Annotated in this window: 12 protein-coding genes and 1 riboswitch; of the genes, 2 read left to right on the top strand and 10 right to left on the bottom strand. The window is 74.2% G+C overall.

What is annotated here, in order from left to right:
- Positions 1-181: 181 nt before the first annotated feature.
- The 3 genes from ACFYXU_RS35230 to ACFYXU_RS35220 all read right to left on the bottom strand — a co-directional run bounded on the left by ACFYXU_RS35230 (position 182) and on the right by ACFYXU_RS35220 (position 3777).
- Positions 182-901, bottom strand: a complete 720-nt coding sequence (locus ACFYXU_RS35230) for a transglycosylase family protein (RefSeq protein WP_376514349.1) — start codon at positions 899-901, stop codon at positions 182-184.
- Between the two features lie 3 nt (positions 902-904).
- Positions 905-1078: riboswitch (cyclic di-AMP (ydaO/yuaA leader) on the bottom strand.
- Between the two features lie 258 nt (positions 1079-1336).
- Entirely contained in the window at positions 1337-2386 is a 1050-nt protein-coding gene (locus tag ACFYXU_RS35225; protein ID WP_389461660.1) for a transglycosylase family protein, read from the bottom strand.
- A gap of 95 nt (positions 2387-2481) precedes the next feature.
- Positions 2482-3777 (bottom strand): cytochrome P450, encoded by a 1296-nt coding sequence (locus ACFYXU_RS35220; RefSeq protein WP_361394942.1) that lies wholly within the window; start codon positions 3775-3777, stop codon positions 2482-2484.
- 86 nt (positions 3778-3863) lie between these two features.
- Between ACFYXU_RS35220 and ACFYXU_RS35215 the strand changes: the two genes are divergently transcribed.
- Positions 3864-5075: a globin domain-containing protein gene (locus tag ACFYXU_RS35215; protein ID WP_389408775.1), complete on the top strand. Its 1212-nt coding sequence runs from the start codon at positions 3864-3866 to the stop codon at positions 5073-5075.
- 13 nt (positions 5076-5088) lie between these two features.
- Here ACFYXU_RS35215 and ACFYXU_RS35210 read toward each other — a convergent pair whose 3' ends face one another.
- From ACFYXU_RS35210 to ACFYXU_RS35195, 4 genes are all read right to left on the bottom strand, one after another.
- Positions 5089-5475, bottom strand: a complete 387-nt coding sequence (locus tag ACFYXU_RS35210) for a hypothetical protein (protein ID WP_389461658.1) — start codon at positions 5473-5475, stop codon at positions 5089-5091.
- Positions 5472-6434, bottom strand: coding sequence for a nucleoside triphosphate pyrophosphohydrolase (locus ACFYXU_RS35205; protein ID WP_389461656.1), 963 nt, complete (start codon positions 6432-6434; stop codon positions 5472-5474). The genes ACFYXU_RS35210 and ACFYXU_RS35205 overlap by 4 nt, the downstream gene beginning before the upstream one ends.
- A 19-nt stretch (positions 6435-6453) precedes the next feature.
- Complete coding sequence (locus ACFYXU_RS35200; RefSeq protein ID WP_361394930.1) at positions 6454-7104, bottom strand: SurA N-terminal domain-containing protein; 651 nt, start codon at positions 7102-7104, stop codon at positions 6454-6456.
- Between the two features lie 80 nt (positions 7105-7184).
- Positions 7185-8180, bottom strand: coding sequence for a glycosyltransferase family 2 protein (locus ACFYXU_RS35195; RefSeq protein WP_361394927.1), 996 nt, complete (start codon positions 8178-8180; stop codon positions 7185-7187).
- Between the two features lie 125 nt (positions 8181-8305).
- On the opposite strand from ACFYXU_RS35195, the gene ACFYXU_RS35190 reads away from it, so the two are divergent.
- Positions 8306-10792, top strand: coding sequence for a YfhO family protein (locus ACFYXU_RS35190; RefSeq protein ID WP_389461654.1), 2487 nt, complete (start codon positions 8306-8308; stop codon positions 10790-10792).
- On the opposite strand, the gene ACFYXU_RS35185 is transcribed toward ACFYXU_RS35190, so the two are convergent.
- The 3 genes from ACFYXU_RS35185 to ACFYXU_RS35175 form a co-directional block, all read right to left on the bottom strand.
- The gene (locus ACFYXU_RS35185) at positions 10695-11063 is read right to left on the bottom strand and encodes a hypothetical protein (protein WP_376514331.1); all 369 of its coding nucleotides are present in this window, start codon (positions 11061-11063) and stop codon (positions 10695-10697) included. The two genes, ACFYXU_RS35190 and ACFYXU_RS35185, sit on opposite strands and share 98 nt — an antisense overlap.
- A complete protein-coding gene (locus ACFYXU_RS35180; RefSeq protein WP_389408780.1) occupies positions 11060-11653 on the bottom strand; it encodes a GNAT family N-acetyltransferase in 594 nt (197 codons plus the stop codon). Before ACFYXU_RS35180 ends, ACFYXU_RS35185 begins: the two co-directional genes overlap by 4 nt.
- Before the next feature lie 74 nt (positions 11654-11727).
- Positions 11728-12741: a helix-turn-helix domain-containing protein gene (locus ACFYXU_RS35175; protein WP_389461651.1), complete on the bottom strand. Its 1014-nt coding sequence runs from the start codon at positions 12739-12741 to the stop codon at positions 11728-11730.
- Between the last annotated feature and the right edge of the window lie 25 nt (positions 12742-12766).

Here is a 12766-nt window from a genome sequence, read left to right as displayed (position 1 = left end):
TCACGGACGCGGGACCGTCGGCCTCTCCGTAATAAGGGGAGAGCGCGGTACGGGGTCTCCCCCCGACAAGGGGAGACCCCGGTCCGGCGCGCACGGGGGAAGGGCGCGCCGGACCGGGGTGGTCACCGCGGGAGGGTCGTCGGGGCCGCGTGAGCCGCCGGACTCACGCGAGCCGCCGGGCTCACTTCAGGTGGAGCTGCTGACCCGGGTAGATCAGGTCGGCGTTCTCGACGACGTCCTTGTTCAGCTCGAAGAGCTTGGCCCAGCCGCCCTTGGTGCCGTGCGCCTGAGCGATCTTGGAGAGGGTGTCGCCGGCGGCGACCTTGTACTCGCCGTCGCCCTTCTTGACCTTCTTGCCGGTGGGCGTGGTGACGGTCTTCTTGGCGTCGGCCTTCGGGGCCTGGCGCTGCTCGCTGCGGCTGGTCGGCTGCTCGGCGCGGCGCTCCTGCTGCGGGGCGGCCTGCTGCTTCGGCGCGGCCTGCTGCTGGGGCTGCTGCTGCGGGGTCTCGGCGGAGCCGCCGTCGTAGGAGGCGCCCGAGAGGCCGACGCCGCAGTTCGGCCAGGCACCCTTGCCCTGGCCGGCGAGGACCTTCTCGGCCACGGCGATCTGCTGGTCCTTGGAGGCCAGGTCGGCGCGCGAGGCGTAGGAGGTGCCCCCGAAGGCGGCCCAGGTGGAGTTGGTGAACTGAAGGCCGCCGTAGAAGCCGTTGCCGGTGTTGATGGACCAGTTGCCACCGGACTCGCACTGGGCGACGGTGTCCCACTCGGCGGACGTGGCGGCCGAGGCGGTGCCCGCGCTCAGCAGCGGGGCGGCGACGGCGACACCGGTGACGCCGACGAGCGCGGCGACCTGGGTGGCCTTGGAGGGACGACGGTGTTTGCCCTTGGCGGAAAACAGCATGGAGATTCTCCTCACCGACGCCTGTGAGGTGAGCTGTCGGGTTCGGGCCGGAAAGTTGCCCGGCCGCGTGTCCTAGCACGCGGCTTCACCCCAAGCCGGTCGTCGGCCGTCTGTCTCGACGGCCGGGCCCGGCACTTACCTTGGGTCCCCCACTCCTGCCTTCGGCGCTTGCGCGACGACTGTTCCCATCGGCCGACGGCAGGATTCGGCGATTCGGACGACGGGGCCCGCGGTGGCGAGCGGTGACGACCGTAGACACAGACCCACCGGAAGTTCAAAGAGGCCCATTGCGGAAAAATCGACCTTACTTGCCTTCCGGTGGGCGGCGTTTGTGCAGGTGGGGGCCAGCGGGAGCAGAGTGCGCGGACGTGACACGCCAGTTGGGGCGAAGAGACCCATGTCTCACTTGCCCAGAACCGGACATAAGGCCGCGAACTAACCTTCCTTCGCCGTCGAACCCGCCGTCAGGTCAAGGCTCTGACCAGGCAGGATGAGGTCCGGATCGGTGCCCACCGTCCGGCGGTTGGCGTCATAGAGGGCGGTCCAGCCTCCGGAGAGTTCGTTCTTCTGTGCAATTCGGGACAGGCTGTCGCCCGGCCGCACGGTGTACGCGCCCGAAGCGCCCTGACTGTCCGTTACGTCCGAATTCTTCGCGTCGTCAGTCACCAGCGTGGCGTCCACCTTCTCCGCGGGCTGGTCCGGGGAGTCGGTCGCGTCCGAGGCGTGGCGGCCCGATTCGGCCGAACTGTCCGGCTTGCCGGACTCCTCCGGGGCGGCGTCGCCCCGGTGCTTGCCGGTGCCCGGCGTGGCCGACGGAGCGTCACCCTTCGGCGTCTCGGACGAATCAGGCGTACCGGGCGTAACGGACGCGTCGGGCATGGCCGGGGTCGCGGGGGTCGCCGGGGTGGCGGGCTCGGCCGGAGCGGCGGAGGTCGCCGGGGCGGTCGGAGCGGTCGGCTTCGCGGGGGTCGTGGGCGTGGCGGACCGCTCGGGCGTCGCCTCGGAGGTCTTGGGGGCGGCCTGGGCGTCCGGGGTCCGGTTGGACTCGGGGAGCGGGCCGCCGGGAGTCGTCGGGACGGCGAGCGGGCCGGGATCGACCCCGGTGGCTCTGCCGTCGTTCTTCAGGCCGGCGATCGGGGCGCAGGTGGCCCACTCCTCGCTGCCCTTGGCCAGTGCCTTCTCGGCCACCGCGATCTGCTGGGCGCGGCTGGCGAGGTCGGGGCTGGGCGCGTAGGTGAGTCCGCCGTTGCGCTCCCAGCTGTCCTGGGTGAACTGGAGGCCGCCGTACATGCCGTTGCCGAAGTTGGCGCTCCACTGGCCGCCGGACTCGCACTCGGCGACCCGGTCCCAGGTGGCGGCGTCGGCTGCGGAGGCGGATCCGGTGGCGAGCAGCGGCAGCGCCATGGCGGATCCGGTGACACCGGCGGCGACGACGATGGCGGGGGCCTGACGGGGGCGACGGTGTCGTCCGTTCCCGGAACGCATAGGAGGGGCCTTTCGCGTGACGGCTGAGACTGCCGGGAAACGTAGCGGTATTCGAACGTCCGTCACAAGTCGATCGCCCCGCGATCACGTGAAGATCACATTTCTGATGGCTCGTCAGCATCCAAGACGCGTACGGAAGGGGAGAACTCCACCGGAAGCGTGCGCAAACCCCGCATGATGAGCCCGCCGCGCCAGCGCAGTTCGGCCGGATCCGCGGCAAGTCGCAGATCCGGAAGCCGGGTCAGCAGGGTCGCCAGCGCGGTCTGTCCCTCCAGCCGGGCGAGCGGCGCGCCCAGGCAGTAGTGGATGCCGTGTCCGTACCCGAGGTGCTGGTTGTCGCGCCGGGCGAGGTCGAGGACGTCCGGCCCGCCGAACCGCTCCGGATCCCGGTCCGCGGCGGCCAGCACCACGAGCACCGGGTCGCCCGCCGGGATCTCCTGGCCGCCGATGGTCAGCGCCCGCGTGGCGTACCGCCAGGTCGCCATCTCCACCGGCCCGTCGAAGCGCAGCAGTTCCTCGACGCCGGTCTCCAGGAGTCCGGTCTCCCCGGCGGCCAGGGACGCCTGGAGCAGCGCCCGCTGTTCGGGGTGCCGAAGGAGGGCGTAAAGACCGTTTCCCACCAGATTGACGGTGGTCTCGAAGCCGGCGAACAGCAGGATGAAGGCCATCGCGGCGGCCTCGTTCTCGGTGAGGTGCTCGCCGTGGTCGGAGGCCTTGATGAGCCCCGAGATCAGGTCGTCCGCGCCTTCCTCCCGCAGGCCCTCGCGCTTGCGGTGGATCAGCTCGGCGAGATAGCCGCGCATCTTCTTCACCGACCGGGCGACCCCGCCGCGCGGCCCGCCGCCGTGCCGGATCATCATCCCGGCCCAGTCGCGGAAGTCGTCCTGGTCCTCCGGCGGCACGCCGAGGAGGTCGCAGATCGCGTAGATCGGCAGCGGGAAGGCGAACTCGTGGATGAGGTCGGCGCTCCCCCGCTCCACGAAGGAGTCGATCAGCCGGTCCGTCAGTTCCTGCACGCGCGGGGCGAACTCGGCGACCCTGCGCGGGGTGAAGGCCTTCGACACGAGCCGCCGCAGCCGGGTGTGGTCCGGCGGGTCGATGTTGAGCAGATGCGTCATCAGCTCGGCCTTGCGCTCCCCCGGGATGCCCGTCTTCCCCTTCGCGTGCGGGGACTCGTCGTGGTGCGCGGGGTTCTTGGAGAGCCGCTGGTCGGCGAGGGCCTGCCGGGCGTCCGCGTACCGGGTGACGAGCCAGGCCTCGACCCCGCTGGGCAGCGTCGTCCGGTGCACCGGCGCGTGCTCCCGCAGCCAGGCGTACGCGGGGTAGGGATCGCTCGCGAACTCCCAGGTGAAGAGGGTGGGGGCGGGTCGGGGGGTGGGGGCTGTGCTCACGGCACGACCGTACAGGGCCACTCCGGAGGAGCAATCACGGAGAAGATGTGATCAAACGGTGTGCCCCGTGCCCTAGATTCGTGCCGGTGGATCCCCAGCTGCTCCGAAGCACGTTCGCGGTCGTCGAGAGACGCGCCGAGCACGCCCTCACGTTCTTCTACGCGCACCTGTTCTGGAACAACCCGGGGGTGCGCGAGCTCTTCCCCGAGGACATGGTCCCCCAGCGGGACCGTCTCTTCGCCGCGCTCACCCATGTGGTGGCGCACCTGGAGGACCCCGGACTCCCCGGATACCTGGGACGCCTCGGGCGCGACCACCGCAAGTTCCTCGCCTCGCCCGCGCTGTACGCGGCCGTCGGGCAGAGCCTGCTCGCCGCCTTCGCGCACGCCGCCGGGCCCGCGTGGACGACCGAGGCGGAGAAGGCCTGGTCCGAGGCGTACGGCCGGGTCGCCGACCTGATGCTGGCGGGCGCCGAGGAGGCGGTCGCGGCCGGGGAGCCCGCCTGGTGGGACGCGGACGTCGTCCGGCACGAGCGGTACGGCCCCGACCTGGCCGTCCTCACCCTCCGGCCCCGGCAGCCCCTCCCGTACCTCCCCGGTCAGTACGTGGGCGTCAGTTCGCTGCGGGTCCCGCGCGTCTGGCGCACCTACTCCCTCGCGGACGCGCCCCGCGCGGACGGCACCGTGGAGCTGCACGTGAGCCGGATCGAGGGCGGCGCGATGTCCACGGCGCTGGTCGAGGAGACGGGACCGGGCGAGGTGCTGCGGCTCAGCGCCCCCGGCGGCGGGCTCACCGCGCGGACGCCGCCGGGCGGACTGCGCACCTATATATGCGGCGGCACGGGCTGGGCCCCGGTGCGGGCGCTGCTCGCCGAGGCCGCCGAGGCCGAGCCGGAGCTGGAGGGCCGGCTGTTCGTGGTGGCCCGCGCCAGGGAGTACCTGTACGGGCGGGAGGAGGCCGAGCGCCTGAGGGAGCGCCTTCCCGGACTGAACGTCACCTACATCACGGCCGCACCGCGGCAGCGCAGGGACCGGGCGACCGAGCGGCTGCTCCAGGCCCTGCGGGCCTGCGTCCACTGGTCCGCGCACGACGTGTACCTCGCCGGGCCGCCGGCCTTCGTGGCGGAGGTCCGCGAGGCGCTGGCGGAGCTGGGCACCGAGGAGGCGCGGATCCACCACGACACCCTGCCGTCCGTGGGCCGCTTCCGCACCCGCCCGAACACCGCCGCCGAACGCCTCCTGGGCCCGCCGGCCCCGCTCTGGCACGACCCGGAGGCCCGCGCCCCGCGCGAGGGGTGACCCCGGCCTGCCGTCAGCGACGCGCGCGCCGCCGCCGCCGGACGATCCGGACCAGCTCCGTGACGCCCGCGATCAGGAGCAGCGCGGCGAGGATCCGCATCCAGACCGCGTTGTCGTCGCTCAGCGTCTCCCAGCCGAAGAACAGCACCATCAGGACGGTCAGCCCCGGCGGCGCCTCGGCGGAGGACGCCTTGCGCGCCTTCCGCTCCCGCGCCTTCCGCTCCCGCGCCGGGTCAGGAGCACTCCCCGCCGCGTCCGGGGCGCTCCCCGGCGCCGGGTCCGGCGCGCTCCTCGGTGCGTCGGCGTCCGCGTCCGGAACGCTCGCCGCCGCGTCCGCGTCCGGGACGCTCGCCGCCGACGCGGCCGGGTCCGGGGCGCTCGTGGTCGGCGCTCCGGTCACGTCAGGCCCTCGGCCGACCGGATCGCGTCCCGGTAAGCCTTGGCCGCCGCCCGCAGCGCCGCCTCCGGGTCCACCCCGGAGGCCTCCGCGCGGGACGCGAGCGCCAGCAGTTCGTACCCGACGCCCTCCCCGGCCGGAAGCTTCACGTCCAGGCCCGCCGCGCGGACCCGCCCGGCGAGCTTCGCGGCCAGCGCGAGCCCCGGCTGCCCGAGCGGCACCCCGTCCGTCACGGACTCCCGCCGCTTCTCCACGGCCTTGGTCCGCTGCCAGTGCTCGTTGACGTCCTCGGGCGTCTCCGCGGTCGCGTCCCCGAAGACGTGCGGGTGCCGGTGGATGAGCTTCTCGACGAGCGTCCCGGCGACGTCGTCGACGGAGAAGGGCTCCTCCGGGTCCTCCTCGGCGATCCGGGCGTGGAAGACGACCTGGAGCAGGACGTCCCCGAGCTCCTCCCGGAGCTCCCGGCGGTCGCCCTCCTCGATCGCCTCGACGAGCTCGTACGCCTCCTCGATGGCGTACTTGGCGAGCCCCCGGTGCGTCTGGACCGAGGTCCAGGGGCACTCGCGGCGCACCCGGTCCATGATCTGCACCAGGTCGAGGAGGCGGGCGCCGGGCAGGTCGTACGAGCCGGGCAGCAGCTCCAGGTCGGGCATGGACACGCGGCCGGAGCCGGCGAGCCGGGCGAGGCCGTCGGTCAGCGCCCGGTCGCCCTCGCCGGAGGGCAGCAGCAGGACCGTGCGGCCGCCGGCGCAGTCCTCGACGAGCTCCTCGGCGGTGGGCCGGCCGTGCTCGACGGCGACGCCCGCCTCCCGCAGGTACGGCAGCTGGGGGTGGTCCTCGTCGGGGCAGAGCACCCGGTCGGCGCCGTGCAGCGCCTGCCAGGCGGGCCAGGACAGGAGTCCGGGCGCCACGCGGTGGCTGGCGGTGAGCAGGACGATGCGGCCGGGGCTCTCAGATGTCACCCCTCGAACTTACCCGGACTCACGCGCCCGACGGGACGGCGGCCGGGTCCTGGCTGATCTGGCGGAGCCAGGGGCTGCCGACGTAGCCGGTGTCGAGCCGGACCTGGGCGTCGTCCCAGCGGCCGTAGCGCGGGTTCACGTCGACGCCGAGGTCCTTGGACGCGGCCGAGAAGACGTCCGTCAGCTTCTTCTGGCCCGCCGCGTCGTCGGAGACGCCGAGCTTCTCGGCGATCTTGTTCATGAGGACGTTGCGGCGGACGAAGTCGTCGATCTGGTCCGGCGCGACGCCCTGCTCCTGGAGGAGGACGGCCTTGAGCTGGTCCTCGCCGCCGGCCTGCTGGACGAAGCCGGCCCGGGTCCGCTGGAGCTCGGCGCGGGTGGCGGTGACGCCGTTGTCCCGGGCGACCCGGTCGACGACCCGGTCGAAGATCATGACGTTGAGCTTGCGGCGGCCGAGGTCGCCGGTGGCCGCGACGAGCTGGGCGGACTGCGGCGAGGCCGCCTGCGCGGACCGCACGTCCGCGACCTGTGCCTGGAGGCTGGAGACCTCGATCCGTTCACCGCCGACGACGGCCGCCGCTCCTGGGTGGGCGTCACTGCCGCAGGCGGTGAGCAGGGGGGCCGCGGCGAGGAGCGCGGCGGACACGGTGAGCGCAGTGCGGCGGTGCAAAGGAGCCTCCCGGGCTGGTCGTGCGTCAGTTGAACGACCTTGCGGTGATCGATGGTAGGGAGTCGCCGGGGCCGGAGCCACTACTTCGGAGCGACTGTTTCCCACAACGACTCACCCGTCGCCCGGGTGTCGGCCCGCACCAGGCCCTCCTCTGGACGCGTGTTCGTCTCCTTCAGCAGGTAGTGCGGGCGCCGCTTCACCTCGTAGTAGATGCGGCCGACGTACTCGCCGATCAGCCCGGCCATCACCATCTGCACGCCCGCGAGGGCGGTGACGGCGACGAGGAGGGTGACGTAGCCGGGGGTGTCCACCCCGTTGGCCAGGGCGTCGCCGACGATCCAGGCCGCGTACCCGAGGGCGACGACGGTGAGGAGGAGCCCGAGGTGGACGGCGGCCCGCAGGGGCTTGTTGTTGAAGGAGAGGAGGCCGTCGAGGCCGTAGTTGAGGAGCTTGCCGAAGGTCCACTTGGAGCGGCCCTGCTCACGGACGGCGTTCTCGTACGAGAAGGTCGTGGTGCGGAAGCCGACCCAGGAGAAGAGGCCCTTGGAGAAGCGGTTGTACTCGCCGAGGCCGAGGACCGCGTCGACGGTGCGGCGCGACAGGAGCCGGAAGTCGCCGACGCCGTCGACGAGCTCGACGTCGACGAGCCGGTTGATCGCCCAGTAGTAGAGGCGGGCGGTGAGGGTGCGGGTGACCCGGTCGCCCTCGCGGGTGCGCCGGGCGACGACCTGGTCGTACCCCTCGGCGTGCAGGGCGACCATGCGGTGCACGAGTTCCGGCGGGTGCTGGAGGTCGGCGTCCATGATCACGACGGCGTCCCCGGCGGCGTGCCGGAGACCGGCGAGCATCGCGGCCTCCTTGCCGAAGTTGCGGCTGAAGGAGAGGTAGCGGACCCGGTCCGGGTCGCGTCCGGCGAGTTCGCGGAGGAGCGGGAGGGTCCCGTCCCGGCTTCCGTCGTCCACGTAGACGAGCTCGAACTCTCCGTCGAGACGCTGGAGTTCGGCGGTCACATGGTCGTGGAAGCGGGCGAGGACGTCCTCCTCGTTGAAGCAGGGGACGACGATCGAGAGCAGCACGCGGACCACGACAACGGAGCCCGGTGACCCGGCCGGTCCGGCGGGATGGCCGTCAGGCGACCATCGCGTGAACGGGCCCGCGGGACCCACCGTCCCCGTGCGCGCGCTGGCATATTCGACCCGTCATGCCGAAGACCACAGGCCCGTCCGCCGCGCTCCCGCCCGCCGCGCACCCGTCCACCGCGCTCTCGTCCGCCGCGCTCTCGTCCGCCGCGCCCTCGCCCCCCGCGCCCGCATCCGACGCGCTCCCGCCCGCGCTCGCCGCCGTCCTGTCCGCCGTCGCCGTCTGCGGCGGGGACGCCGTCGCCCGGGTGTTCCCCTTCGGGCCGCGCCGCCGGGCCGTCAACGACCTGGCCAACCAGTTCGTGCCGTTCCACGCGCACCTGTGGGACCTGCTGCGGGGCCGGGCCGACGGCGGGCTCCTCCTCGACTGGCGGGGCGGCTGGGGCACGAGCTTCCTGCCCGACTACGGCACCTACCTGTCGAGCCCCTTCGCCCCGCTCGTCGCGCTCTTCCCGCGCGGTGACATCGAGTACGCGGTGTACGCGGTCACCGTCCTGAAGACGGCGGTCGCGGCGGCGGCGATGACGTTCCTGCTCCGGCGCCTCGGACCGGCCGGCCCCCGGTGGTGGGCGTCCGTCCTGGGCGCCGCGTACGCGCTGTGCGGCTGGTCGCTCATCGAGGGCACGTACAACCCGATGTGGCTGGACGGCCTCATCGCCTTCCCGCTCCTCTGCCTGGTCGGCGAGTGGGTGCGGGAGGGACGGCGGCCGCTCCTGGGGCCCCTGGTGGTGGCGGTCTGCTGGTTCGCGAACTTCTACACCGCGTACATGGCGACCCTCGGCGCCGCCCTGGTGCTCCTGGTGCGGCTGGCGGTCACCGACTCCTTCCGGTGGCGCACGCTGCTCCGGGCCGCGGTGACGACGGCGCTCGGCATCGGCCTCGCGGCCCCCGTCCTCGTCCCGGTCTTCCTCGGCTCCCGGCACGCCTACCCGGGCCTGGTCCGGGACTTCGCCCCGGCGGCCGGCCCGGACGTGCTGGCCCGGCTGCTCCCGGTGACGTACGGCTTCGCGACCCCGGCGGCCTTCGTCTGCACGGCGGTGCCGCTGCTCGCGGGGGCGCTGCTCTTCCGCCGGGACGCGCCCGGCCGGGAGCGGTGGCTGTGGGGCGGGCTGTGCGCGGCGGTCGCGCTCTCGGTGCAGTGGGGCCCGACGCATCTGGTCTGGCACCTCTTCGCGACCCCGAACGGCAGCCCGTACCGCCAGACCTTCGTGCTGTCCGGCGTCCTCGTCCTCGCCGCCTGGACCGGCCTCGCGCACGGCCTGCCGGACCGGCGCTCGCTCCTGGGCGGGACGGCGGTGGTCCTCGCCCTCACGGCCGGGGCGCTGCCGAGCCGTCTGCTCACCCCGTGGGCGCTGCTCCTCGCGGGCGCGGGCCTCGCGGCGGTGGCGGGCGCGCTGCTGCTGCCCCGCCGGGGCCGGTACGGGCTGCTCGCCGCGCTGCTCGTCACCGGCACGCTGCTGGGGCAGGCGGCGGCGACGACGGCGTACGCGGACCGGGAGCGGCTCGCCCGTCTCGACGACTACCCGCCGTGGGGCAAGGAGCACGAGCGGCGGGCGGCGGCCCTGGCGGCGGCCGACGGCTGGCCCGCGTACCGCACCGACTCCGGGCTGCCACGGGTCGCGGGGAACGATCCGCTGCTCCTGGGCGGCCAGGGCGCCGCGTACTACAGCAGCCACACCCCGGCGGTCCTGACGGAGACGCTGGCGGCGCTGGGCGGCGGCTGGACCTCGCGCGGCCGGAACCTGCTGAGCCTGGACAATCCGGTGACGGACGCGCTCTTCGGGGTGGGGGCGCGGTGGCGGGACGGCGAGGTGGTCCGTACGGACGTCCGCCTGCCCCTGGTGACGGTACGGCCGCCGGGCCCGCCGCCGGTCTACGGCCGCTCGCCCTTCCGCAACCAGGAACTCCTGCTGGGCGCCCGGGTCTACGGGTCCCCGCGCGCGGGCGCGTGCCCGGTCGGTACGGAGGTCTTCCTCTGGGCCCCGGACGCCACGGGCACCGCCCGCCTCGGCGACGGGGCCCCGGTCCGGCTCCTGGGCGGCACCCCGAAGCGCCGCGCGGCCCTGACCTCGCTGGGCTTCCAGCGGGTCCCCGGCCTGAAGCCGGACCTCCCGGGCCCCGGCGAACTCGGCTGCCTGGACCACGACCGCCTCCGCGCGGCGGTGACGGCGCTGCGGGCCCGCGCGGCGACGTCGGTCCGGGTCACCTCCGACGGCATCCGGGCCGTGCTCCCGCCGGGCGCCACGGGCACGGCGGTGGTGGCGGCCCCGCACATCGCGGGCTGGCACTGCGAGGGCGCCGCCCCCGTCCCGTACGGCGGCCTCCTCGCCGCCCCGGCCCACGCCACCCTCACCTGCTCCTTCCGCCCCCCGGGCCTACGAGCCGGCCTGGCGGCGGGGACGGCGGCGGCACTGGGCCTGCTGGGCGTGGCGGTGACGGGACGCCGGGCGGTCAGGACCGGACGACCGCCTCGTCCCGGAGCTCCGGCGGAAGGTGCCGCCGCTGCTCCTCGCGGAGGATCTCCGCGGCGCCTCCCACCGGGAGGATGACGGCCCCGAGCGCGTCGGCGACGCGGGTGAGCAGGCCGAGCATGGCGCCGCTCGAGATGTGCATGACCGTCACGGACGTCATGGCTCCCCCGGTTCCCTCCGTGCAGAGGTAGAACTCGGCTTCACCCCCGTCCTCCGCGCGCAGGTGGACCTCTCCGATGTCGGTCCCGCCCGCGACCACGTACGGCTCGACCACCTGGCGGAACCGCTCCACGTCCAGCGCGGCGGGCTCGCCGTCCACGAAGCGGAAGAGGAACGTCTCCGCGCTCACGCGCCCTCGGTCCCGGGCAGGCGGCCGCCTCGCGCGGCCGGACCGGGCACCTCGGCGGGCTCCTCCTCGGGCGGGAGCCGCAGCTCCCAGCGGGTCTCGCCGTCCTGCTGTTCCTCCGTCGGCCTGAGGCCCGCCGCGTGGGCGACCGCGGCGGAAGCCTCGTGGTCGGGGTGGATGTGGGCGACGACCGTGCGGACGCCCCGCTCGGTGAGCAGGGCGACGAGCGCCCCGGCCGCCTCGCGGGCGATCCCCCGGCCCTGCCACCGCGTGCCCGTCACCCAGGCGACCTCCGCCGTCCGGCCGCCGTCGGTGACCGTCGCCTGCACCGTCCCCGCGAGGCGGCCCGTGGCGCGGACCCGCACCACCCAGTTGCACCAGACGGTCGCCGGGTCGGGCGATCCCGCGACCAGGCGCTCGTAGCGGGCCCGCAGTTCGGGCCCGGTCAGCGGGGCGCCGCCGATGAAGGCGTGCAGGGCGGGGGCGTCGAGCACCCCGGCCATCTCGCCGGCGTGCTCGACGGCGAGCGGCACCAGATCGAGCCGCTCCGTCCGTACGGTCGTCGTTTCCCGGTTCACGCGTCGAAGTCCCATATCCCCTGGCCGTTGTCGCCGTTCATCGTGCACCCTCCCCCGTTCGTCCCGAAGCCTGCCGTACGGCTCCGAGCCTAGGAACGCGCCGCCCGCCCGGCTGTGCGTCCGGCGCGGGCCTCCTTGACGCTCAGCGCGCGGAACTCGCTGGGGCTGAGTCCGTACGCCGCCCGGAAGGCCCGGCTGAAGACGGCCGGGCCGCTGAACCCCCGGCGCGCGGCGATGGCCTGCACGGGGTGCGCGAGGAGTTCCGGGCGGGCGAGGTCCTCGCGGCACCGTTCCAGCCGGCGGCGCCGGATCAGGGCCTGGACGGTCTCCCCGTCCCCGTACGACCGGAAGAGCTGGTGGAGGGTCCGCGGCGCGATGTGGTGGGCGGCCGCCACGGCGGCCGGGGCGAGGTCGGGGTCGCCGAGGTGCGTGTCGACGAAGGTGTGGATCCGCTGGAGCAGGGCCCGCGCGCGGGCGTCGGCGGGGAGCTGGTCCTCGGCGTCGAGGTTCTGGGCGAGGCAGGCGGCGACCAGGTCGACGACGACGGACCCGAGCCTCGGCAGGTCCTCCGGCGCGCACTGTCCGGCGTGGCCCTCCAGGGAGCCGAGGAAGGAGGCGAGGACCGCGCCGAGGCCGTGCCCGCCGGGGATCCGGCTGGCGAGCAGCCGGTCGATCCGCCGGGGCCGCAGCGGCAGGACGTCGCGCGGGAGCTGGAGCATGGTCAGCTGGACCGGCCCGGACGCGGTGGGCATGGCCGCGTCGGAGGGCCGCGAGGTGTCCCAGAAGACCAGGTCCCCGGCGCCGACGCTGCAATCGTTGCGGTGCTGGGACAGGACGGTGGCGCCGCGCCTCATCAGCCCCAGCTGGTACTGCTCGGGGTCGCCGCTGCGGATCAGCGCGGGCGTCCGGCGGGACCGCAGGGGCGAGAAGGAGAACCGCGCGACCCGGACGGTCCTGAGGTCCAGGACGGCCGCGTCGGCCTGGAAGTCGGCGGGCCGCTCGACGCTGAGCGCGGTGGGCATCACCTCCCGGGTGATCAGGTCCGTGAACCAGTCGAAACGTTCCCTCGCGGGCAGCTCCCCCGCCGACACCACCGACCACATCGCGCGTCCCCCCGTCGATCTTCCT

The sequence above is a fragment of the Streptomyces sp. NPDC002232 genome (assembly GCF_042890295.1).
GTDB lineage: Bacteria > Actinomycetota > Actinomycetes > Streptomycetales > Streptomycetaceae > Streptomyces.
This window is presented reverse-complemented; position numbering and strand designations above follow the sequence as displayed.

Bases quoted from the DNA above. Each gene is read 5' to 3' on its own strand.
- ACFYXU_RS35175 (WP_389461651.1), bottom strand. From the start codon at position 12,741: ATGTGGTCGGTGGTGTCGGCGGGGGAGCTGCCCGCGAGGGAACGTTTC.
- ACFYXU_RS35180 (WP_389408780.1), bottom strand. From the start codon at position 11,653: ATGGGACTTCGACGCGTGAACCGGGAAACGACGACCGTACGGACGGAG.
- ACFYXU_RS35190 (WP_389461654.1), top strand. From the start codon at position 8,306: ATGCCGAAGACCACAGGCCCGTCCGCCGCGCTCCCGCCCGCCGCGCAC.
- ACFYXU_RS35225 (WP_389461660.1), bottom strand. From the start codon at position 2,386: ATGCGTTCCGGGAACGGACGACACCGTCGCCCCCGTCAGGCCCCCGCC.
- ACFYXU_RS35230 (WP_376514349.1), bottom strand. From the start codon at position 901: ATGCTGTTTTCCGCCAAGGGCAAACACCGTCGTCCCTCCAAGGCCACC.